Consider the following 20,067-nt stretch of genomic DNA (forward strand, 5'->3'; position numbering starts at 1 on the left):
TTCGCTTGAGCTATCTGGATCCGCGAGGCCTGACAGCCACTTGTCGAATTCTTCAGTCTTTTGAATTTGAAACACATTGTATCCTATAGGATACTATTGTCAAGAGGGGTCTACGCGCCGCGCACGATCTCGCGCACCAGCCCGACCGTCTCATCGATCATCGCAGCCGTGACATCGAGATGGGTGCAGGCCCTGATTCGGCCGTCCATCATCGCCAGCAGCACGCCGCGGTTTCGCAGCGCCTCGACCATCCTGTCGCCGGTCACGCCGGCGCCGTCGGGGGTGAAGAACACCAGATTGGTTTCGGGCTGCTGCACCTGCATGCCGGCGATTTGCGAAAGCCCGCGCGCCAGCGCCCGTGCGTTGGCATGATCATCCGCAAGGCGGTCGACATGGTGGTCGAGCGCGTAGACGCAAGCCGCGGCGCAAATGCCGGCCTGGCGCATCGAACCCCCCAGGCGCTGCTTCCAGCGCCAGACTTCATCGATGAAGTCACGGGAGCCGGCGATCACGCCGCCGATCGGCGCGCCCAGTCCCTTGGAGAAGTCGATCCAGGCCGAATCCCATCCGGCGGTCATGTCGCGGGCGCTGATGCCTGACGCGACGCAGGCATTCAGCAATCGCGCACCGTCCATATGCGTTGCCATCCCGTTCGACCTGGCGATTTGCACGACCTCGTCGAGATCGGTCTTCTTCCAGATCGTGCCGCCGCCGATATTGGCGGTTTGCTCGGCGCTGACCACGGTCTGCGGCGGCTGGTAGCGCGTGCGCGGGTGCAGGGCTTTTCGAAACGTGTCGGGTGCGAACTGCCCGTCGGCGCCGGGCAGCGCCGTGATCTGGAATCCGCCGAGCGCGGCGTGCGCGCCGCCTTCACGCGCGATGATATGCGCGCTCTCATGCGCCAGGATCTCGTCGCCGGGCCGGCAATGCACCAGCGTCGCTGCGACATTGCACATGGTGCCGGAGGGCATGAACACGGCGGCTTCCTTGCCGAGCAGATCCGCGACGCGCTCGCAAAGCAGATTTACCGTGGGATCGTCGCCGATCTGCTCGTCGCCGACGTCGGCGCGCGCCATCGCATCGCGCATCGCGGGCGTCGGGCGGGTTTGCGTATCCGACAATAAATTGATGCGGACCGGCGTCTGCTTGGGATCGCGTGGGGCAGGGGTGTAGGTCATGGCGGGTTCTCTTGGTTCAGCAGAGTCTCAGCGAAGTGAGTATGCGTCATCTTGAGGTGCGAGCGCTCGAGCCTCGAAGGATGAGTCATATCGTCGCCGTCGCCCTTCGCGGCGCGCAAGAAAGCGCGCGCACCTCAGGGAGACGGCATCCTACTCAAACAAAAAGGCCCCGGCAAAACCGGGGCCCTTGATCTCGGCAAAGCGCTGACAGCAATCAGCGCGAATAGAATTCGACGATCAGATGCGGCTCCATCTGCACGGCGAACGGAACGTCCGACAGAGCAGGGATGCGGGCGAACTTCGCCGTCATCTTGGAGTGATCGACCTCGATGAAGTCGGGCACGTCGCGCTCGGCCAACTGCACTGCTTCCAGAACCGGGGTGAGCTGCTTGGAGGATTCCTTGACCTCGATGACGTCGCCGACCTTCAGCTTGAAGCTGCCGATGTTGACGCGGCGGCCGTTCACCTTGACGTGGCCGTGATTGATGAACTGGCGCGCGGCGAACATGGTGGACACGAACTTGGCGCGATAGATCACGGTGTCGAGACGGCGCTCGAGCAGGCCGATCAGGTTTTCACCGGTATCGCCCTTCATCCGGCCGGCCTCGACGTAGATGCCGTGGAACTGGCGTTCGCTGATGTTGGCGTAGTAGCCCTTCAGCTTCTGCTTGGCGCGTAGCTGCACACCGAAGTCGGACAGCTTGCCCTTGCGGCGCTGGCCGTGCTGGCCGGGACCGTATTCCCGGCGGTTCACGGGGCTCTTCGGGCGGCCCCAGATGTTCTGGCCCATACGGCGATCGATCTTGTATTTCGCCTCACTGCGCTTTGTCATCGCGTCCTCTTTGGTAAAGGTTGAGTGTTTTGAGGAAACGCGCCCTCCTGTGCGCCGGGAATTTCCCGGAGCCGACAGGCTCGCCTCTTAAGCTAAAGGGACAGGCCACGGGTCGCGAAACGCAACGCGGGCCGAAACCGGCCCGCGAGCAAGCGGTTTCTAGGGGAAAAGCCCCCATCCTGTCAAATGAATCGGCCTGATTTTATCGGGCCGTCCAAACGCCCTTATCCCCGGGATTCCGGCTTCGTCGCCGTCGAAACGCCCGGGAATGACGGCCGAAGCCGTCAGGTCGCGACCGCCCGGACCGGCTTTGGCTCCCCTTGCGGCCGGAGGCCGCGCAATTCAGCCGCTATTTCGCCGTTCAGCACCTGTTCCAGCCGGGTCAGGGTCTTGGCGATCAAGGCTGCGTCGGTGATCCGGTGATCCCAGCGGATCACGACATCGATGGTCTGGTCGGGCTCTACCACGCCATAACTGAGGATATACGGGCCGGGACTGAGTGCATGAAGCTCGCCGGCCCCATAGGCGGCGACGGAAGTGACCCCGAAGCTGCCGAAATAGTTGGCGCGCTGGCGTCCGAAATTCAGCCCGACCAGCCAGACCAGGCGGCGAAGCGGCAGCGGCAGCGCGGTTGCCCGCAGGATCTTTCGAAAGGCCGGGACCTCATCGACCGGGGCATCCTTGGCGTGCCGGATCAGCCGGTCGATTTCCGTCAGCGAGTGATCGTTTTCCAAGGCGATCTTTTGCGGCAGCACGCAATCCTCGCCGTCCTCGACGCGCGCGATTGCCACCATGCCGACGCTGCGCGGCAGTTCATAGAAATGCGGCCAGGGCCATTTGGCGTAAAGCGTGCGCAAAGTCGGCTGGTCTTTTGCGACCAGCGAGAACGCCTTGACGAAAATCGCCGCCCATCCGGGCGGCTGCATGGCCAGCGCGCGGGCTTCCAGCAACTGACGGATGTCGAGATTTCGCCGCAGCGAAACGAAGGGAACGCCGCGCGATGCGTGCATGAGATCGGCGACGAGACGGCGCGGAAGAGAGATTTTTCGAGCCGTTCCGCGCATCGTTCCACTCAGGTTTCCGCGATAGCGTAGCGGCGGACGAGTCTCGCCCGCCAGATCTTCGTCTAGCACGAACCAACGGGCCTGAGACCAGTATTTGATGTAACTCTTCCGAGCGCATCCCGTTGCATCCTCGCGCAAGTACATTGAAATTACTTGAGATTTTGCTGCGAAGTTATAGCGCTTCACCGCGTCGTGTTGCGTGCGAGCGCATCACTTTTGCTGCCCTGAGGATGGAACATGGAAGACTCACCGGCCGGTTCCCTGGAAGCAAAAACTACACGCGACGCGAAATTGACGACGTGGCGTCGCTCGACGAGGCTCGCGAACCCTACGCTAATTTGAGTTGCAATGGTGGCTGGTTCAGCACCGGAGGGATTTACTCCAGTGCGCCCTGACGCGGCGGAGCCGGGATTGCCTGGCCCGGACTGCAAAGCCCGAGGCGAAGCCGCCGGTAAAAATGGTGACAAAGGCGAGAACGGCGATGCCGATCAACATTTCTAGCGCTCCTTGCGCTTCGGCCAAATCCGCACGTTAGGCGCGGGCGCCGCTTCATGCCAAGCGGCACGGGGCTTATTTGGATGAGGCCCCTCAGATGAAGGAGCCCGGACCATGTTGATGCGAGTATCCCGAGCGGCGCTTTGCGCGTTAGTGATAGTTCCTGTCGTCTCGCCTGCTTATGGCCTGACCAGTCAGGAGGTGGTGGCCAAGCTCGAGTCAGCTGGGTATTCGCAGATCCGCGAAATGAAATCCGGAAAGATCATGACCTACAAGGCGGTCAGGGCCGGCAAGGAAGTGTCCCTCGTAATTGACAGCTTCGGCAAGGTCAAAGAGTTGCCGTAGAAAGTAATGCGGCACCTGTTCCTGCGTCGCGCGCCCTCCGCCAAACATAGGCGAACATCGAAAAGGCTTCGATGTTCGCCTGGGCTCGTCGATCCAGTTTCCCTTCGCCTTTAGTCAGATCTCTAGAACCCGGCCACAATCCGCAGCCACTCGGCTTCGCCGACCGCTGTGATGGAGAAGGGTCCGTAGTCCTCGTCCCGCCGCTCGATAAAGCTGCGCGCCTCCAGATGGCTTTGCGTGTTGATGCCGGCACCGATCACATGCACACGTTGGCCTTTGTTCCTGAGCTGGCCGATGAGTATCGCCGATCGAAGAGGACGAGTGCCTGATATGATCAGGGAGATCATGGAAGCCGCCGGGCACGCTCGGCGGCTTTTCGCTATTTGTTATCGTGAAATTAACCGCGTTGGAGACGGGCCTGCAACCATGCATCGATCATCATGTTGTCTCGGCAACCGGAGGTAATCAAGATGATGGAGATCGGCACGAAGTCACCCACCAGCTTTGAGCAACGCTGTCTGATCTTAAATGCGGCAGCGCATTCCGTCCGCCAAAGATCCATTCGAGGAGGGGAGGATATTGAAGGGTGGCGTCTTTCTCGTTTGATGCGCGACGCCTGTACTGACACTCAAGTCAAGCTTGCCGAGCGGAAATACGGAGTGTGGCTGCAGGCCGCCTCGGGAAAAATACTCAGGAACTGCCAACCAGGAATCTAATAAAAGGCCGCCGCGACTGGCGGCTTTTTTAATCGCGTTTCAGTCCCGACAGGCGGGCCAAAACCTGTTTTAGCCAGCGGTTCTCTCGCTCGAGAGATTCGATGGTGCGGTGAAAAATAAGTACATCAGCACCGTCGCTCTCTAAAATCGGAAGAGGGCCTGGCGGCGCGATCTTCTCTTGATAAACCATCATTGGCGCCCCTTCCTGCAGAGGCAAGGCACCGAGGCGTTTATAGTTCCAGCGGGGCGCCAGAAGAATTCCGGCGGGATCCCGCCAACTAAGACCGTCGACTCAGTGGTGCGCGCATGATCAGGCTGACAGCGCAGCGCACCAGCTTCGGTGCCTCGCAGCCTGAAGAAATATCGATCTTTTTCGCAAGCCGAAACATCATCCAACTTGCCTGAGGACAGATGGTTCGGGCTGCTTATGGTGCTGGCGTGGCGAGCGGCTTGGTTTTGTCCACTACGTAAATACCAAGCACTTTGAATGGCTTATCGCCGGAAACCTTGACGTCATGGATGGCGCCGGTAGGAATTGAATAGGAGTCGCCGGCTTTCAGGTGCTGGGTCTTGCCCTCGACGATGAGGTCGGCTTCACCTTCCAGCACATAACCGGTTTCGATGCCGGGGTGGGTATGACGTCCAGCGGTGCCGCCTGGCTGGACTTCGGCAATGCCGGTGATGGTCACGTAGCCGTCCGGAAACTCGATTTTTTGCAGCGGGGTGCGTTTGATGCCGCTTTGCTGCGCGAGCGCGCCGCCTGCAAAGGTAAAGGCGGCGACGGTTAATCCGAGCAGAATTTTCTTGATCATGATTTTTTCTCCCTGTGCGGCGACCCTAGCAGCGTGAGGTAAAGGGGAGAAGCGCGCGCTGCATGGGTCCGCGCGAACGGCCGCTTCAGCGCTTGATGCCTTCGAAACTCACGGCAATCCCGCGGGCGAACAGCGACCAGTCGAAGCCGAGCGCCAGCGCTACGTAGCCGCGGTCGATCATCTGGTTGGCTTGTTCGGCCGTGCGCGCGGCGCCGCCGATCGGAACGCCGCTTTTCAGGATGCCGGCTTCGGCTTGCGCGATCAGCGCCAGCACTTCGGGATCATCCAGCCGGCCGCGCTTGCCGATGCTGGTGGCAAGGTCGCCGGTGCCGATGACAGCGACGTCGATGCCCGGCGTCGCCATGATCTCGTCGATGCGCTTGACTGCCTCGACATGCTCGATGGTGACCATGCAGATCATGTCGTCGTCGGCGGTCGCCATGTAATCGGGCATCGAGACGCCCCAGCGAAACGGGGCGTGAAACGGGCCCCACTGCCGGTCGCCGCGCGGCGGATAGCGCACGCTTCGTACGGCTTTTTCAGCGTCCGTGTGGTTGCAGATCATCGGAAAATTGATTCCCAGGGCACCGAGATCCATCGGCGCCTTGGCGAGCCAGGGTTCGTTGGCGGCGATCCGCGCCAGCGGCACGCAAGGCGTGCCTGAGGTGGCGACGATCATGCCGTGCGCGGAGCCGAGATCGATCGGACCATGTTCGAGATCGACAATGATCCAGTCGATCCCTGAACGGGCCATGATCTGAACCATCTGTATGCTGGGAATGGTCGCGATCGCGCCGAATGTCGGACGCCCCTCGCGCCATAGTTTGCGGAGGCGGTTGAGCGGGGCAGGCGCTGCGGTCATCAAAGGCTCCGTCCGATTTAGCCGATCGCGGCCACCGGAAAACTAGCAGCGGGGAATGACGACGAAAAGATCGGGCGACCCTTACGCGGGGACTCGGCCGCCGAAAAACGGCATCAGCGCCTGGCTCAGCGTGTGCGGCCGATTCGAGGTGAAGATCATTTCGGCACCGGCCTGATCGGCATCGCTGCCGGGCGACCCCAGCAAATCCACGACCCGCCGCGCAATCGCGGGCGCGGGATCGATCCAGTCCACCGGCCACGGTGCCAGCCGGACGAGCCGGTCCATCAGCAGCGGGTAGTGGGTGCAGGCCAGCACCACGGTATCGGTGCGCGCCGAATTGGGATCGCCGGCCCCGACAAAACACGGCGCCAGTTCGGCCAAAATTAGGGAATCGCTCACTTCAGCGCCGCCCAACGCCGCTTCCGCAAGCGCTGCGAGATCCGCCGAACCCACCAGCGTCACGTCGCAGCCCTGGGCAAAATCGCGGATCAGCGCTTGGGTATATTCGCGCTTGACGGTGCCCTTGGTGCCGAGCACCGACACGCGCTTTGTTGTCGAACTGGCGCAAGCCGGCTTGATGGCGGGGACCGTTCCAACAAAGGGCACGGCGTAGGCGCCGCGCAAATGCGACATCACCAGGGTCGAGGCCGTGTTGCAGGCGATCACGACGAGGTCGGGAGCATGCGCCGATATCAATTCGCCGATCAGCGGCACCACCCGCGCGGTGATCGCCTCTTCGCTATGGTGGCCGTAGGGAAAGAACGTGTCGTCTGCGACATAGACATAATGCGCATCGGGCCGCGCCTTTACGATCTCGCGCAGCACCGTGAGGCCGCCAAGGCCGGAATCAAACACGAGTATCGTTGGGCGAGCTGACACGTCGTGATCTTGGCCGATCCGGGTTACCATTCGGTTGTTATCGCATACCGGCGCCGCGGCGCAAAATTGTGGTTGCGCAACGGGTTGCCCCGTTCTCATCGCGTCTTGGATAACCCAAAACTTGGATAACCAAGACAAATAGCGCGTCTCGATCAGCTCTCGGCGAACACGCGCTTGAAGATCGTGTCGACGTGCTTGAGGTGATAGCCGAGGTCGAACTGCTCCTCGATCTCGGCATCGCCGAGATATTTCTTCACCTCGGGGTCTTTTTTCAACAGCGTCTGGAAGTCGCCTTCACCGCGCCATACCGGCATCGCGTTGCGCTGCACGAATTTGTAGGCGTCCTCACGGCTGGCGCCCTTCTGCGTCAGCGCGATCAGCAGCCGCTGCGAATGCACGAGGCCGCCGAGCCGGTCGAGGTTCTTCTGCATGTTCTCCGGATAGATCAACAGCTTGTCGATCAGGCTGGCCAGGCGGTTGAGCGCGAAGTCGAGCGTCACCGTGGCATCGGGACCGATCATGCGCTCGGCCGAAGAGTGCGAAATATCGCGCTCGTGCCACAGCACGACATTCTCCATCGCCGGTGTCACATAGGCGCGCACCATGCGGGCAAGGCCGGTGAGATTCTCCGACAGCACCGGATTGCGCTTGTGCGGCATCGCCGAGGAGCCTTTCTGGCCCTCCGAAAAGAATTCTTCGGCTTCCAGCACCTCAGTGCGCTGCATATGGCGGATTTCGGTGGCAAGCCGTTCGATCGAGGAAGCGATCACGCCAAGCGTCGCGAAATACATCGCGTGGCGGTCTCGCGGGATCACCTGTGTCGAGATCGGCTCCGGCACCAGGCCCATCGCTTTGGCGACATGCGCTTCGACGCGCGGATCGATCTGGGCAAAGGTGCCGACCGCGCCCGAGATGGCGCAGGTCGCGACTTCCTTGCGGGCGTTGACCAGACGCTCGCGGGCGCGGGAAAATTCCGCATAGGCATAGGCGAGCTTCAGCCCGAACGTGACGGGTTCGGCGTGAATGCCGTGCGAACGGCCGATGGTCGGTGTCATCTTGTGCTCGAAGGCGCGCTTCTTCAGCGCCGCCAGCACCTTGTCGACGTCCGATATCAGCAAATCAGCGGCTCGGGTGAGCTGCACGTTGAAGCAGGTGTCGAGCACGTCGGAGGAGGTCATGCCCTGATGCACGAAGCGCGCCTCGGGACCGACGATCTCGGCCAGATGGGTCAGGAAGGCGATGACGTCGTGCTTGGTCTCGCGCTCAATCTCGTCGATGCGCGCGACATCGAAGGTGGCGTCCTTGGCCTTGGCCCAGATCGTCTTGGCGGCTTCCTTCGGGATCACGCCGAGTTCCGCCAGCGCATCCGCCGCATGCGCCTCGATCTCGAACCAGATCTTGAAGCGGGTCTGCGGCTCCCAGATCGAGGCCATTTCCGGACGAGTGTAACGGGGGATCATGGGCGACTCATGGCTCGAATAGCGCGAAATGGGGATTACGCTGCACTTTAGCAGAGCTGTTCCGGTGAGACAAACGGCCTTCCGCGACGGCCTAACTGGCAAGTCCGGAACCCCTTTAGGCCGGCCCCGTCAGTCACATAATATTGACTGACAGATATTGAAATCTGTCAGCGAGATCATTATAACTGTCTTAGCCACTGCGAAAGCGCAGGGACTAGCCAAGAAACTTACCGAGAAACTTTGCCGAGAAACTCCGATGACAGCCGAAATCATTTATTTGACCTCACAACTCCATCACTGGCTCAATGAGCGCGTGGCCCGCCATCTGGCCGCACAAGCTGCAAGACTTACCCGCTAGGTAGTGCCAGGCAGCGGAAAACCAATGGGGCGCATATGAACGAAGTCGTGGTTCTGACCCCTGAGCGTATTCTTGAAGTCACAGAAGACGTGCTGCGCCGCTATGGACTGGCGAAAGCAACCGTCGTGGACGTTGCCCGTGCGCTCGACGTGAGCCACGGCAGCGTCTACCGGCATTTTCCGAGCAAGGCGTCGTTGCGCGAAGCGGTGGCCAAGCGATGGCTTGACCGCCTCAGTGAGCCGCTGGCCAAGATCTCCGAAGGCTCCGGTCCCGCACCTGTGCGTCTTGAACGCTGGCTACGGGCGCTATGCTCTGCCAAGCAGAAGAAGGTGTGCGACGATCCTGAAATGTTTCAGACCTATCTGACATTGGCGCGCGAGGCCTGCGGGGCCGTGAAGGCCTATAAGGAAGGTCTGGTCGACCAAATCGCGGATATTTTGTCTGATGGCGTCAAACAGGGCGCCTTCCATGTCGCCGATGTCAAAGTGTCGGCGCGCGCCATTTACGACGCCACCATTCGCTATCATCATCCAGCCCATGCTGACGATTGGAAGGATCCGGCGCTTGCGGCGCGGATCGACGCTTTGCTCGAGCTGTTGCTGAAGGGCCTTGAGACGCCGCGCAAACGGTAAGCCTTTAGGGCCGATCGACATTGAGGATTCCCAAGCGGTTTGATCGCTGATTCATAGAGCTCCGTGATTCGACACGGAGCGGATGATGGCGGCGAAGCGATACGAGTTGAATGAGACGCAATGGGCGAAGATTTCACCATTACTGCCGGGCAAGGCTGGCGACCCGGGACGGTCAGCTGCGGATAACCGCCTGTTCGTGAACGGATGTTTGTGGGTGTTACGGTCGGGCGCGCACTGGTGCGACCTGCCGGAGCGGTACGGCAAGTGGAAGACCGTGCACCGGCGCTTCAGCCGCTGGTGCCATGCCGGCGTCTGGGAGCGGGTGTTCGCCGCGCTGAGCGCCGATCGCGACAACCAGTATTTGATGATCGATAGCACCATTGTTCGTGCCCACCAGCAGGCCGCAAGCGGAAAAGGGGGGCCAAAGATCAGGCGCTGGGGCGCTCCCGAGGCGGACTGACCACCAAGATCCATATGCTGGCTGATGCGCTCGGCCGTCCGTTCCGCTTCATCGTCACGGCCGGACAGGTTGGCGACATCACCCAGGCGCCGGCGCTGCTCGACGGCCAAAGCGGCGATGCGGTGCTCGCCGACAAAGCCTATGACAGCAACGCCCTGCGCGCGATCATCGCCGGGATCGGCGCAACGGCGGTGATCCCGTCAAACCGCACCCGTAGGATCGTCATTCCGCACGACGCCGACGCCTACAAACAGCGCAACCGCATCGAGCGCTGCTTCTACCGCCTCAAACACTTCCGCCGCTTCGCTACCCGTTATGACAGACGAACCGCCAACTTTACCGGCTTCATCCATCTCGCAGCCGCCATGATCTGGATGCAATGAATGTCGATCGGTCCTAGTTCGCTCGAAAACGCCTCAGACCATCTCTCCACGCGCGGCAGCCGCGGCGTCGCGGATCGCAGCGATGTTCGCCTTGTAGCTTTCCACGGTGCCGCCCTTGAACACGGCCGATCCGGCGACAAAGGCATTGGCGCCTGCGGCTGCGAGCGGGCCGGAAACATCCGCAGTCACGCCGCCATCCACCACGATATCGATCGGCCGTCCCGCGGTCATGGCCCTGATGTCGCCGACCTTGCCGAGCGCCGAGCGAATGAAGGCCTGGCCGCCGAAGCCGGGGTTAACCGACATCACCAGCACCAGATCGATCATGTCGATCACATATTCGATGCTGCTGATCGGGGTTCCCGGGTTGAGGGAGACTCCGGCTTTCTTGCCGAGCGCGCGGATCGCCTGCAGCGAGCGGTGCAAATGCGGACCGGCCTCGGCATGCACCGTGATGTGATCGCAGCCGGCCTTGGCAAAGGCCTCGAGATAGGGATCGCACGGCGCAATCATCAAATGGGCGTCGAAGATCTTCCTGGTGTGCGGCCGCATCGCCTTGATGATGTCGGGGCCATAGGAAATGTTGGGCACGAAATGCCCGTCCATCACATCGAGATGAAGCCAGTCAGCGCCGGCCGCATCGACGGCGCGGACCTCTTCGCCCAGTCTGGAGAAATCCGACGCCAGGATCGACGGCGCGATGACCAGAGGGCGTGACGCAAATTGCTGGGACATGTGCGTTTTTCCGGAAACCATCTTCAAATGCGTGCGGAACGGTCTTCGCGTAACATGCGTGGGGCCGGGGGGCAATGCAGCCCGCGGTTCCGCCGGCTGGCGGATCGATCCGGTGCAAAGGCGAAGTGGCGTGGCACGGCATGTTCATCGAACCAGAGCAGTGCCAGGCCGATGCACGATAAAAGTTCGTCATAACGCGCATGCATTGTATTTCCGCTGTGGATAATTGAGGCGCTGTCTGTATTTAAAATACCTCTCGCGCCCATGGATGGTGGCGGGTCACATGCGATGGCGGCAACGGCGCTAGGCTGGTCACAAGCCCAACTGGTGTGTGAGCTGCTTCACAAAAACTCCCTTCGAATGGATGTATGTGTGGCGCCGGGTTGTCGGCTGCATGGTAATGCAGGAGGACGCCAATGGAACGGGGAATGGAACGCAAGCTATCAGCGTTGGAACTGCAGGCCGCCGACGCGCTACGTCGGGCGAGACGTCTGCCTGTAGGCCCGCACCGAAACGATCTACGCCAACTGGCTATGGGGCTGCTTTGGCTGCATCGACATGGCATGGTCGAACTGGTCAAGGACCGCACCGCTTTTGAGCATTCCATCGATCAGCCACACCACGACGTGAGGGCTGTCTTGCGACGGTAGCGCGGCGTGTTAGCCGTGGCCAACTACTCCGTGTTCTCGCCGGACGAAGAGCGCGACATGTGAGCGCGTGCGGGCGGGCTGGCTCTGCGACCCCGCACCCTGGAGTAGCGTTTCCCCGACTCAGCGAAAAATGCTCTTCTGCACGACCCCTTGGGGGAGGGGCCGGAGCCAAAGGAGATGAGCCAGATTTCTTTCGCGCTTCTGATCGCGCTGAGCTTGGCGCTTACCGGCTATTTCGGGTTAGCCGCCTGGCGCTTGTCAGGTGAAGATCACACAGAGATCACCGGAACAATTTTGCTCAGAAACCGGTGAGCCTCCGGCGCCACAATCCGACAATTTCGTTTGTCGAGAAGTCCTGCGATGTATCGTTGTCATTTGGCTGCACTAGTCTTTGGCTTGCGGACACCATTTTAATCCGCAGGCGCCACGAGACTGGCGATGGACCCATTTGAGAAAAAGCCGATTTTACCCGTCGACGTCATGATTACGCTTGCGATCAACATCGTTGTCGCGGTGCTCGGCTATTATGCCGTTATGTTGTGGGGCTCGTTCGGGGGCTAATTCTTCCGAATAGTGTGAACCAGCTCACAGCCATAAGCGACTACCGGAAGCTATGGCTAGCGAGAGTTGGAACCCCACGGCAATGATGCTTAGGAAAGATCTTCTGACGATTGTGATTGCGCTCTGCGTCGCGGGGTATCTCGCGATGACGCTGGGTTTCGTTGCGCATGATGATCTCGGCTTTTCAAGAGAGAAAATCCGCGCCGCCGCGGCCCTTTCGGCGATCCTGTTGGGGTTGCTGCTGGTAATCGATTATCTGGGCAAGAAGCTGCGCCGTGCCAAGTAATCAATGTAGACGTCGTAATGCCAGATAACGATTTCGCGGCTGCGATTTTGGAGAATGAAGTCGTTCTCACACACATCGATGACGGCCATGTCTATCATTTTCCGATACTGGCCAACGGCACTGTCAGCCTGCAGGGGGCACGCTTTGAGCCAAACCCCAAGGCCCAATGCAATGCCGCCGCGCATCTGATTGATGCTCACGGTGCGGCGCGGACAGCCTTAAGCCGCTCGCGGGCCTGATGGACGGCTAGCTCCGGGCTGTGGCCCGCACCGCTGATGACGTGTGCAAGTTCACATGCCGGATGGTGGTGAGTGTGGCTAAAGCAATCACGATACCGAACGCAACGATCAACGCGGCGAAAATAAATCGTGGGCCCATTACGCGGCCTCCGCACTACAATCTCCACCCGGCCAGCATTCTAACCATGGCGTGCCCTTGTTCAACCCGGGAGCCGTCGCAATTTGTTCAAGAAATGCGTGGCAAGATGGGGTAACTGTTGTCGGCCGGATGTACGCCTCCAGCAGCCAAGGGCCTCGGGGGATCAATGCCCCCGGGGCCATTTCTTTGGCCGCACGTCTTTTTGACTGCACGCCTTTGGCCGTGCATGCGCACATGGCTGGATCCGACTGCGACCGTTAGATCGAAAATGAGTTTTTTGTCTCGCGCCTCTCAATCGTCACGTTCTCGGCAAAAAGGCGACAAAGCGACGCGCGAACGTGGCTTGATGTGGCGTGGTGTGTCGGGGTGACGAGTTGGCTTACAAAATTGTCGCGGAGAGAGACAGCGAGACTGTCAGAAGCGAGCGAGACAGCTTGCTTATCGCTATCGCCAAGGCGCGTATCTGGGCCGACGAGGGATGGCGTGTCGTCGTTACCGACGAACACGGGGTTACATTAGACCCCGCCGTCCATGCGGGGTTTTCGATTCCGTCATTCGACCGAGACGCGAACGATGCCGGAGCGCGTCATGCCGAGAGCGCGGGCGGCGCTGAGGGAGACGTCGATGACTCTTCCCCGAATGAAGGGGCCGCGATCGTTGACGCGACAGCGGATTGATTGGCCGGCGTGAGTCACCGTGACGATGCTTCCGAACGGTCTGGTGCGGTGAGCGCAGGTCATCTCGCCGCGGTGCCCACGGCCGCCGTAATAGGAGGCGAGGCCGGTCTCGGCTTCGCAGGCGGAAGCCGCTGTAAGCGCAACGAAAATCGTTAAAACAGATCGATACACAAAGCGGCCCTGTCTGCTGCAATTGATTGGATAGCGCTTGGGCTCGGAAAAAGTTCCCTGAAAGCCAGGAGGGCTTATCCGGGCCAATGTCGCGCGGACATAGTGCGAGTGCACAAATCCCTCGCGTCATCGCCAGGCTTCCTTTCTCTCACCGCGCGCGCATTGACGAAGTCAGGTTGAAGGAGCGCCCAAAAGAGAACGAGAACCAACAAAGTAACGGCGAAAAACCCTCATCCGGTCGCCACAATGTTCCTTCACGACAGCGTGACTAAATGGGGGAGATGTCCATGAGGGCACAACGAGTTTCGAATTCGCTTGGGGCGCACAAGAACGGGACGCACAGAAACAACGGTGAGATCGAGGGGCTTCAATCTCAGTTGGCCTTGTTCAATCAACAGATCGAAGAACTCGAAAAGCGCCAACCCGAGAGCTCGAAAATCGACGCCCTGAAGGCCGGCGCACTTTTGCTCTCTCGTCAAATTGACGACCTGCGGTGTGCACAGGCGACGGATGAACTGGCTGGGTTGCTGGCCAAGTAATTACCCGGCGTTTCCATTTTCAGCTCCGGCGCGAGGCAAATTCTGCCGCAGCGGCATCAATTGCCGGGCTCTCGAACCATCCGGTACACAAAGAATGCCTGTTTTTTCCGGGCTTTTTGTTGTGGCACATCATTTGCTGAAACAATCGGCGGAAGGTGTGAACCGCGTTTTGCGGCGTGTATCGGAGTTTGATCATGCTATTTGCTTTGGGTGCCGCGTCGACCGCATTGAGCGCCATGCAGTCGCTGACCTCATCGGCCTCGTCCTCGACGCAATCCACGGGCTTCGGCCAGGGCTCGTCGGACCCGTTCGAAATCAGTCCGGCTCCGTCGTCGACGAGTTCATCTCAGGCCACCACCGGCTTCAGCGGCGGGGGCTCACAGATATCGCCGGCCACGATGCAGGCGCTGCTTGCGGCGCAAGGCCAGTCGTCGACGACAACTTCGGCATCGACCAGTTCGTCTGACGCGCTGCAGAATCTGTTTTCGCAGATCGACGCCAATGGCGACGGCCAGATCACCAAATCGGAATTCGAGAATGCGCTCGGCGCTGGAGGAACCAACGTCGCGCAGGCCGACGACGTGTTCAGCAAGCTGGACACCAACGGCGATGGCAGCGTGAGTCTCAGCGAATTGTCGTCGGCGTTGAAGGGAGCCGGCGGCGGTCACGGGCATCATCATGCCGACGGTTCGAGCGGATCCGGCAACTCCAGCAGTGCCGACCCGAGCACCGATCCGCTGTTGCAGGCGCTGCAGGCTTCGTCCTCTACCTCGACATCGGGTAGCAACGCCTTGAGCTCGGCGTCCTTGACAGCTGTAGACTCTTCCTCGCTGACGCCGATATCGCTCAGTGCGTCATCGTACAATGTGACCCAGCAGATGATTCAACGCCAGGCTCAGATGATGTCGTCGTTATCGGCTTTCAACGCCTGACGCGAATAGCCGTCCATGCTTCGGTTACGGAGCTGAGGCGCTGCTCAAACATCATCGCTAGCCGAAGCGGTCTTGCCAGGCCGGCAGCGCGCCGGGGAAGGGCAGTGCGGTTGCCGCATACACGCCGCGTGCGATCGCGCGTGCCGTGACATTGGCGGCGACCATGCCAAGTTCGGTGAGACCGAACAGCGGATCGATCGGCTTTTCGCAGGTGGCGGCTGCGAACACCACGTCGCCATCGAGCGGCGCGTGCACCGGATAGATCGCACGGGCAAATCCGGTTTGCGCGATCATGGCGAGCCGCCTGGCCTGCGGCTTTGTCAGCACAGCATCGGTCACGACCACTGCCAGCGTGGTGTTCTCCACGGCGGTGATCGCGGGACCGCCCTTGAGGCGCATCGTGAGCATGTCTGACGTGAACGAAGTCGGCAGGCCACGCCCGCCATACTCGCTGTCGATTTCAAACGGGGCCGCCCAGAACCACGGCCCGTCGCCGACCGTGACGCTGCCGACGGCATTGACCACCGCGAGCGCTGCGACGTTGACACCGCCTGGTGTCGCCGCCGAAGCGGAGCCCAGACCGCCTTTTAAATTAGCCACGGTGGCGCCGAGGCCAGCCCCGACGCTGCCGAGCGTGAATGACGTGCTTGCGGCGGCCGCCGCGGCATAGCCGAGATCCCGGTACGGAGCAAAGCGGCCCCATTCCTTGTCGCCGCCGTTCAACAGATCGAAGCAGATCGCTCCGGGCACGATCGGAATCACGGCGTCGCGAATCCGGAATCCGCGCCCCTGTTCAGCGAGCCAGGCCTGGACCCCGCCGCCGGCTTCGAGCCCAAACGCCGAGCCGCCTGAAAACGCGATGGCGTCGATCTGCTCCACCGTGCTGACGGGATCGAGCAGCGAACCCTCACGGATGCCGGGCCCGCCGCCGCGCACATCCATCGAGGCGACGGCGGGGCGGTCGAAAACCACCGCGGTGACGCCGGACGCCAGCGTGGCATCCCCGGCATGACCGACACGGACGCCCGCGATATCAGTGAGGAGGTTTTTCAAGAGGCTGGTCCATCGGGGCTTGATCGCGTGGCGCCTATCGATCGTTCGTCACACTGTGACAGTTGCGAAAAACGCTTCAATTGTCGAGAGCCATCCGGATCATTCTGGCGAGCTCCGGCTTGCGATACGGCTTGGCGAGCAGCCGCACGCCGGCATCGAGGCGCCCATGATGGACGATCGCGTTCTCGGTATATCCTGACGTGAACAAGACCTTGAGCGAAGGGCGCCGCCGCAGGGCTTCATCGGCCAGCAGGCGGCCGTTCATGGACCCCGGCATGATCACATCGGTGAACAGCAGATTGATCGCAGCATTGGCATCGATCAGATCCAGAGCTTCCCTGGCGTTGGCTGCTTCCAGCGTGCTGTAACCGAGGCTGTGGATCTGGGTGATCACGTATTTGCGCACCAGTGCATCGTCTTCGACGACCAGGATCGATTCGTGTCCGCCTTCGAGCGGCGAGAACGCCAGCATCTCGCCTGCGCCCTGGTCCAATCCGAACGCCCGCGGCAAGTAGAGCTTGACCGTGGTTCCGTGCCCTTCCTCGCTGTAGATCTTGATGTGTCCGTTGGACTGCTTGACGAGGCCGTAGACCATGCTGAGGCCAAGGCCGGTGCCCTTGCCGATTTCCTTGGTGGTGAAGAACGGATCGAACACCCGTTCGATATCCTTGGCGGCAATTCCCTGGCCGGTATCGCTGACGGCAAGCATGACGTAGTTGCCCGGCGTAACCTCGGCGTGCATGTCCGCATAGGCTTCATCGAGGTAGGTGTTCTTGGTTTCGATCGCGAGGCTGCCGCCGGCCGGCATGGCGTCGCGCGCATTTAACGCGAGGTTGAGAATGGCGGTCGTGAGCTGGTTTGGATCGACCAGGGCCGTCCACGCATCTTCGGCAAGCAATGATTCGATCTGGATTTGCTCTCCGAGCGTCGGGCGCAGCAGCTTCACCGCTTCCAGCACCAGCGCATTGACGTCGATCTCTCGCGGCTGCAATGGCTGCTTGCGCGCAAATGCGAGCAGATGCTTGGTCAACTGGCCGCCGCGCTCGGCGGCTTCGTCGATCATCTTGGCGATGGCTTCGAGTTCGGGACGATCGGCAACGGCATCGGCCAGAATCCCGATGGTCCCGGTGATGACGGTGAGAATGTTGTTGAAGTCGTGAGCGATGCCGCCGGTCAATTGGCCGACGGCTTCCATCTTTTGCGCCTGGCGGTACTGCGCTTCCGCAGCCTGCTTTTCCGTGAGATCCCGGCCGACGAAGAAATGCCGCCGCACCGGCTCCGACCATGTTCCCATCCATGTCAGCGTCACGTCGCGGCCGTCCTTGTGGACATAGCGGGTCTCGAAATTGCGCATTTGCCGTCCGCGCCGCGCCGCCCGCATCTCCTCGCGCGTGCGGTCGAGATCGTCGGGATGAATGAATTTGACGGCGCTATGTCCAATCATTTCCGCGGGCGTGTAGCCCAGGATGGTCATCGAGCTCGGGCTGACCTGGACGAAATTCCCTTTCGTGTCGGTCACCAGGATGAGATCCTGTGAAGTCTCGAAAATACGTCGCCGCTCCTCGATCTCCTGATTGAGCGCCTGCTGCGCCCGCTTGCGCTCGCCGATGTCGCGCGCGGTTTTGGAGACGCCGACGATCTGTCCGCTCGCCGACCTGATCGGGGAGATGCCCAGCGAGACTTCTACCGGCCTGCCATCCCTGTGGAGCCGCAAAGTCTCGTGTTGTTCGATCGCTTCGCCCCGGCCAGCTCGATCGAGGATGTCACGCACCTCGGCGCGTCGGTCGGGCGGGACGATGATGTCGATGCGTTGTCCGACGGCCTCGGCGGCCGTAAACCCGAACAGGCGTTCAGCAGCACGGTTCCAGCCGGTGATGGTGGCATCAAGCGTCTTGGTAATAATGGCGTCGTTGGATGATTCCACGACCGCGCTGAACAGCCGCTCGCGCTCGGTATAGTGATCCCTGTCGGAAGCGGCTTGCCGGCGCAGCGACTGCAGCAGGCGAGACAGTTTGGCCTGCAGGGCGACGTTGTCGACGAGCAGCACCGTCAGAACAAAACTTGCCGCAAAGAGTCCATAGATCCGGCCGACATAAAAGCCGAGGTCGAATCTGGCCACGTTGACCATCGCCGACAACGCGATGTCGAACAGCCATGCGCAGAGCACGACCATGAGCCAGACGTCGATCAGGGTGTGCGGTCGTTTGAACCAGAGCACGAGCAGGGCCGCGAAGCAGCACAGCAATATCGCCGACACGACGCCGATCAAGACGGGCGTATAATGGCCGTCGCTCAGCAGCGTCGGCAGAATGTCGTGCCCGCCGGTCACGACCCAGACGACGGCTGCGATCGTAACGCCGACGACGATGGCGCTCGTCAGGATCGCGCGGACGGCTGATCCCTGTATTCGGGGGCCGCCGTCCCTGTCTTTCAGCAGCGCGTAAGCCAGCACCAGCAGCGGAAATCCGCCGTGCCAGATCATGTAAAGCCAGACCGTGGTCTGCGGCCCGGCGTGGAACAGCCCGCTTGGTGCAAACAGGCCTGGAAAGGTCAGGGCGTGAGCGAGCGCGGCCGCCGCTGTGAACAGATATCCGCTCGCCAGCAGCAAAAGCGCCCATGAACGCGAGATGCTGAACTGCGAAAACAGCAGGATCGCGGTGATCAGATCGTTGACCGCAAGCGCGGACTGATAACTGGCGACGAACGCCGGAACCGGCGTAAGCGGCATGCCGGCAAAAGGCACCACGAATGCGAACAGGATCGACGAGATGCCGACCACGGCGAGCGCTGTGGCACGATCGCGGCGTGTCGCCGGTGTCGTCGAAAGGAAGATTTTGTGATCGTCGTCCGCCTGCACCTGCACTGTCGCCTCCTGCAACCGGCTCGCATGCCATACTAGCGCGCCCGCTGAATCGGCATATTTAGTCGATATGCCAATATCATCCGCGTCAATTTTGCCATGGATTTCGCTATGGCCCCGGCTTAACGCGCATGCTCCCTGCGGATATTGCGGCGCTTCCGATCGCTTCAACCCAAAGTTACATATTCCTTAATGGAATCGGAGACCAACCGGTAGCAGTAACCGCATCTTTACTCACAGGCCGAATAATGTCCGGGACGCTCTGACAGAAGTCGGAATTACCAATGTAGGCTGGCTCAAAGCCGGTCCGGGAGCGCAAATGTCCCGCATTTTAGTTATTGACGATCAATCCGATGTTCGCGCGATGATCTCCATCGTGCTGCGGGTCCACCATTTCGAGATCGTAGAGGCCGCGAGCGCGGCAGCAGCGTTGAAAGCGTTCGAAGATTCGAGCTTCGACCTCGCGATCGTTGATATCTTCCTGCAGGGAACCAGCGGTCTCGATCTCATCAGGACGATGCGTGAGCGCGTTCCGAACCTGCCGGTGGTGGCCATCTCGGGAATGACGGCGCTCGACTTCGTTTCCGCGTCGCCCGAATTGTCCGACGTCATATGCTTGCAGAAGCCGTTCCGGCCCAAAGACCTGGTCCGGGCGATCGACGCGGCGAATGCGTCGCTGCGACGTCCCGTTGCAGCAGCGCGTTAAACGGGGCGGCAGCGTTTCCATAAGCGGCAAACGAAAACGCCCC

General features: G+C 60.9%; 22 protein-coding genes and 1 pseudogene. 10 read left to right on the forward strand and 13 right to left on the reverse strand.

Features of this window, described 5'->3' with window-relative positions:
- Nucleotides 1-110: 110 nt before the first annotated feature.
- The 3 genes from BLV09_RS01650 to BLV09_RS01660 all read right to left on the reverse strand — a co-directional run bounded on the left by BLV09_RS01650 (nt 111) and on the right by BLV09_RS01660 (nt 3,074).
- Nucleotides 111-1,178 (reverse strand): threonine aldolase family protein, encoded by a 1,068-nt coding sequence (locus BLV09_RS01650; protein ID WP_146686095.1) that lies wholly within the window; start codon nt 1,176-1,178, stop codon nt 111-113.
- Nucleotides 1,179-1,392: 214 nt separating this feature from the next.
- Nucleotides 1,393-2,010 (reverse strand): 30S ribosomal protein S4, encoded by a 618-nt coding sequence (gene rpsD / locus BLV09_RS01655; protein ID WP_100382695.1) that lies wholly within the window; start codon nt 2,008-2,010, stop codon nt 1,393-1,395.
- A gap of 284 nt (nt 2,011-2,294) precedes the next feature.
- Nucleotides 2,295-3,074 carry an acyltransferase gene (locus tag BLV09_RS01660; protein WP_100382694.1) on the reverse strand — a complete coding sequence of 260 codons (780 nt, stop codon included), beginning with the start codon at nt 3,072-3,074 and terminating at the stop codon, nt 2,295-2,297.
- Nucleotides 3,075-3,683: 609 nt separating this feature from the next.
- Between BLV09_RS01660 and BLV09_RS01665 the strand changes: the two genes are divergently transcribed.
- Nucleotides 3,684-3,914 (forward strand): hypothetical protein, encoded by a 231-nt coding sequence (locus tag BLV09_RS01665; protein WP_146686096.1) that lies wholly within the window; start codon nt 3,684-3,686, stop codon nt 3,912-3,914.
- Nucleotides 3,915-4,036: 122 nt separating this feature from the next.
- On the opposite strand, the gene BLV09_RS01670 is transcribed toward BLV09_RS01665, so the two are convergent.
- Nucleotides 4,037-4,261 carry a hypothetical protein gene (locus BLV09_RS01670; RefSeq protein WP_146686097.1) on the reverse strand — a complete coding sequence of 75 codons (225 nt, stop codon included), beginning with the start codon at nt 4,259-4,261 and terminating at the stop codon, nt 4,037-4,039.
- A 123-nt stretch (nt 4,262-4,384) separates the two neighbouring features.
- On the opposite strand from BLV09_RS01670, the gene BLV09_RS01675 reads away from it, so the two are divergent.
- Complete coding sequence (locus tag BLV09_RS01675; RefSeq protein ID WP_146686098.1) at nt 4,385-4,630, forward strand: hypothetical protein; 246 nt, start codon at nt 4,385-4,387, stop codon at nt 4,628-4,630.
- Between the two features lie 28 nt (nt 4,631-4,658).
- Here BLV09_RS01675 and BLV09_RS36905 read toward each other — a convergent pair whose 3' ends face one another.
- The 5 genes from BLV09_RS36905 to purB form a co-directional block, all read right to left on the reverse strand.
- Nucleotides 4,659-4,823, reverse strand: a complete 165-nt coding sequence (locus BLV09_RS36905) for a hypothetical protein (RefSeq protein WP_157809973.1) — start codon at nt 4,821-4,823, stop codon at nt 4,659-4,661.
- Nucleotides 4,824-5,055: 232 nt separating this feature from the next.
- On the reverse strand, nt 5,056-5,442 hold the full coding sequence (locus BLV09_RS01680) for a cupin domain-containing protein (protein WP_146686099.1): 387 nt from the start codon (nt 5,440-5,442) through the stop codon (nt 5,056-5,058).
- An 85-nt stretch (nt 5,443-5,527) separates the two neighbouring features.
- Nucleotides 5,528-6,304, reverse strand: a complete 777-nt coding sequence (locus BLV09_RS01685; protein WP_146686100.1) for an HpcH/HpaI aldolase family protein — start codon at nt 6,302-6,304, stop codon at nt 5,528-5,530.
- Between the two features lie 81 nt (nt 6,305-6,385).
- Complete coding sequence (gene murI, locus BLV09_RS01690; RefSeq protein WP_146686101.1) at nt 6,386-7,183, reverse strand: glutamate racemase; 798 nt, start codon at nt 7,181-7,183, stop codon at nt 6,386-6,388.
- Nucleotides 7,184-7,335: 152 nt separating this feature from the next.
- Nucleotides 7,336-8,643, reverse strand: a complete 1,308-nt coding sequence (purB, locus tag BLV09_RS01695) for an adenylosuccinate lyase (RefSeq protein ID WP_146686102.1) — start codon at nt 8,641-8,643, stop codon at nt 7,336-7,338.
- A gap of 393 nt (nt 8,644-9,036) precedes the next feature.
- Between purB and BLV09_RS01700 the strand changes: the two genes are divergently transcribed.
- On the forward strand, nt 9,037-9,633 hold the full coding sequence (locus BLV09_RS01700) for a TetR family transcriptional regulator (RefSeq protein ID WP_100382690.1): 597 nt from the start codon (nt 9,037-9,039) through the stop codon (nt 9,631-9,633).
- 85 nt (nt 9,634-9,718) lie between these two features.
- Nucleotides 9,719-10,476, forward strand: a pseudogene (locus tag BLV09_RS01705) (IS5 family transposase).
- A 33-nt stretch (nt 10,477-10,509) separates the two neighbouring features.
- Here the strand turns inward: BLV09_RS01705 and rpe are convergent.
- Nucleotides 10,510-11,211: a ribulose-phosphate 3-epimerase gene (rpe, locus tag BLV09_RS01710; protein WP_100386972.1), complete on the reverse strand. Its 702-nt coding sequence runs from the start codon at nt 11,209-11,211 to the stop codon at nt 10,510-10,512.
- 827 nt (nt 11,212-12,038) lie between these two features.
- Here rpe and BLV09_RS38415 point away from each other — a divergent pair.
- The 3 genes from BLV09_RS38415 (at nt 12,039) to BLV09_RS01715 (ending at nt 12,708) form a co-directional block, all read left to right on the forward strand.
- Nucleotides 12,039-12,173 carry a hypothetical protein gene (locus BLV09_RS38415; RefSeq protein WP_283806828.1) on the forward strand — a complete coding sequence of 45 codons (135 nt, stop codon included), beginning with the start codon at nt 12,039-12,041 and terminating at the stop codon, nt 12,171-12,173.
- Nucleotides 12,174-12,299: 126 nt separating this feature from the next.
- On the forward strand, nt 12,300-12,422 hold the full coding sequence (locus BLV09_RS38420; protein ID WP_283806829.1) for a hypothetical protein: 123 nt from the start codon (nt 12,300-12,302) through the stop codon (nt 12,420-12,422).
- Nucleotides 12,423-12,504: 82 nt separating this feature from the next.
- Entirely contained in the window at nt 12,505-12,708 is a 204-nt protein-coding gene (locus tag BLV09_RS01715) for a hypothetical protein (RefSeq protein ID WP_146686103.1), read from the forward strand.
- Between the two features lie 929 nt (nt 12,709-13,637).
- On the opposite strand, the gene BLV09_RS01720 is transcribed toward BLV09_RS01715, so the two are convergent.
- A complete protein-coding gene (locus BLV09_RS01720; protein ID WP_146686104.1) occupies nt 13,638-13,934 on the reverse strand; it encodes a septal ring lytic transglycosylase RlpA family protein in 297 nt (98 codons plus the stop codon).
- A gap of 287 nt (nt 13,935-14,221) precedes the next feature.
- Between BLV09_RS01720 and BLV09_RS01725 the strand changes: the two genes are divergently transcribed.
- Together BLV09_RS01725 and BLV09_RS01730 are read left to right on the forward strand one after the other, a co-directional pair.
- Nucleotides 14,222-14,473, forward strand: a complete 252-nt coding sequence (locus BLV09_RS01725) for a hypothetical protein (RefSeq protein ID WP_244548938.1) — start codon at nt 14,222-14,224, stop codon at nt 14,471-14,473.
- Between the two features lie 194 nt (nt 14,474-14,667).
- Nucleotides 14,668-15,405 carry an EF-hand domain-containing protein gene (locus BLV09_RS01730; RefSeq protein ID WP_146686105.1) on the forward strand — a complete coding sequence of 246 codons (738 nt, stop codon included), beginning with the start codon at nt 14,668-14,670 and terminating at the stop codon, nt 15,403-15,405.
- A 57-nt stretch (nt 15,406-15,462) separates the two neighbouring features.
- Here BLV09_RS01730 and BLV09_RS01735 read toward each other — a convergent pair whose 3' ends face one another.
- Nucleotides 15,463-16,458: a P1 family peptidase gene (locus BLV09_RS01735; RefSeq protein WP_146686106.1), complete on the reverse strand. Its 996-nt coding sequence runs from the start codon at nt 16,456-16,458 to the stop codon at nt 15,463-15,465.
- A gap of 76 nt (nt 16,459-16,534) precedes the next feature.
- Nucleotides 16,535-19,186, reverse strand: coding sequence for a PAS domain S-box protein (locus tag BLV09_RS01740; protein WP_244549243.1), 2,652 nt, complete (start codon nt 19,184-19,186; stop codon nt 16,535-16,537).
- 451 nt (nt 19,187-19,637) lie between these two features.
- Here BLV09_RS01740 and BLV09_RS01745 point away from each other — a divergent pair, with 451 nt between their 5' ends.
- Complete coding sequence (locus BLV09_RS01745; RefSeq protein WP_100382685.1) at nt 19,638-20,024, forward strand: response regulator; 387 nt, start codon at nt 19,638-19,640, stop codon at nt 20,022-20,024.
- Nucleotides 20,025-20,067 lie beyond the last annotated feature (43 nt).

The sequence above is a fragment of the Bradyrhizobium canariense genome (assembly GCF_900105125.1).
Lineage (GTDB): Bacteria > Pseudomonadota > Alphaproteobacteria > Rhizobiales > Xanthobacteraceae > Bradyrhizobium > Bradyrhizobium canariense_A.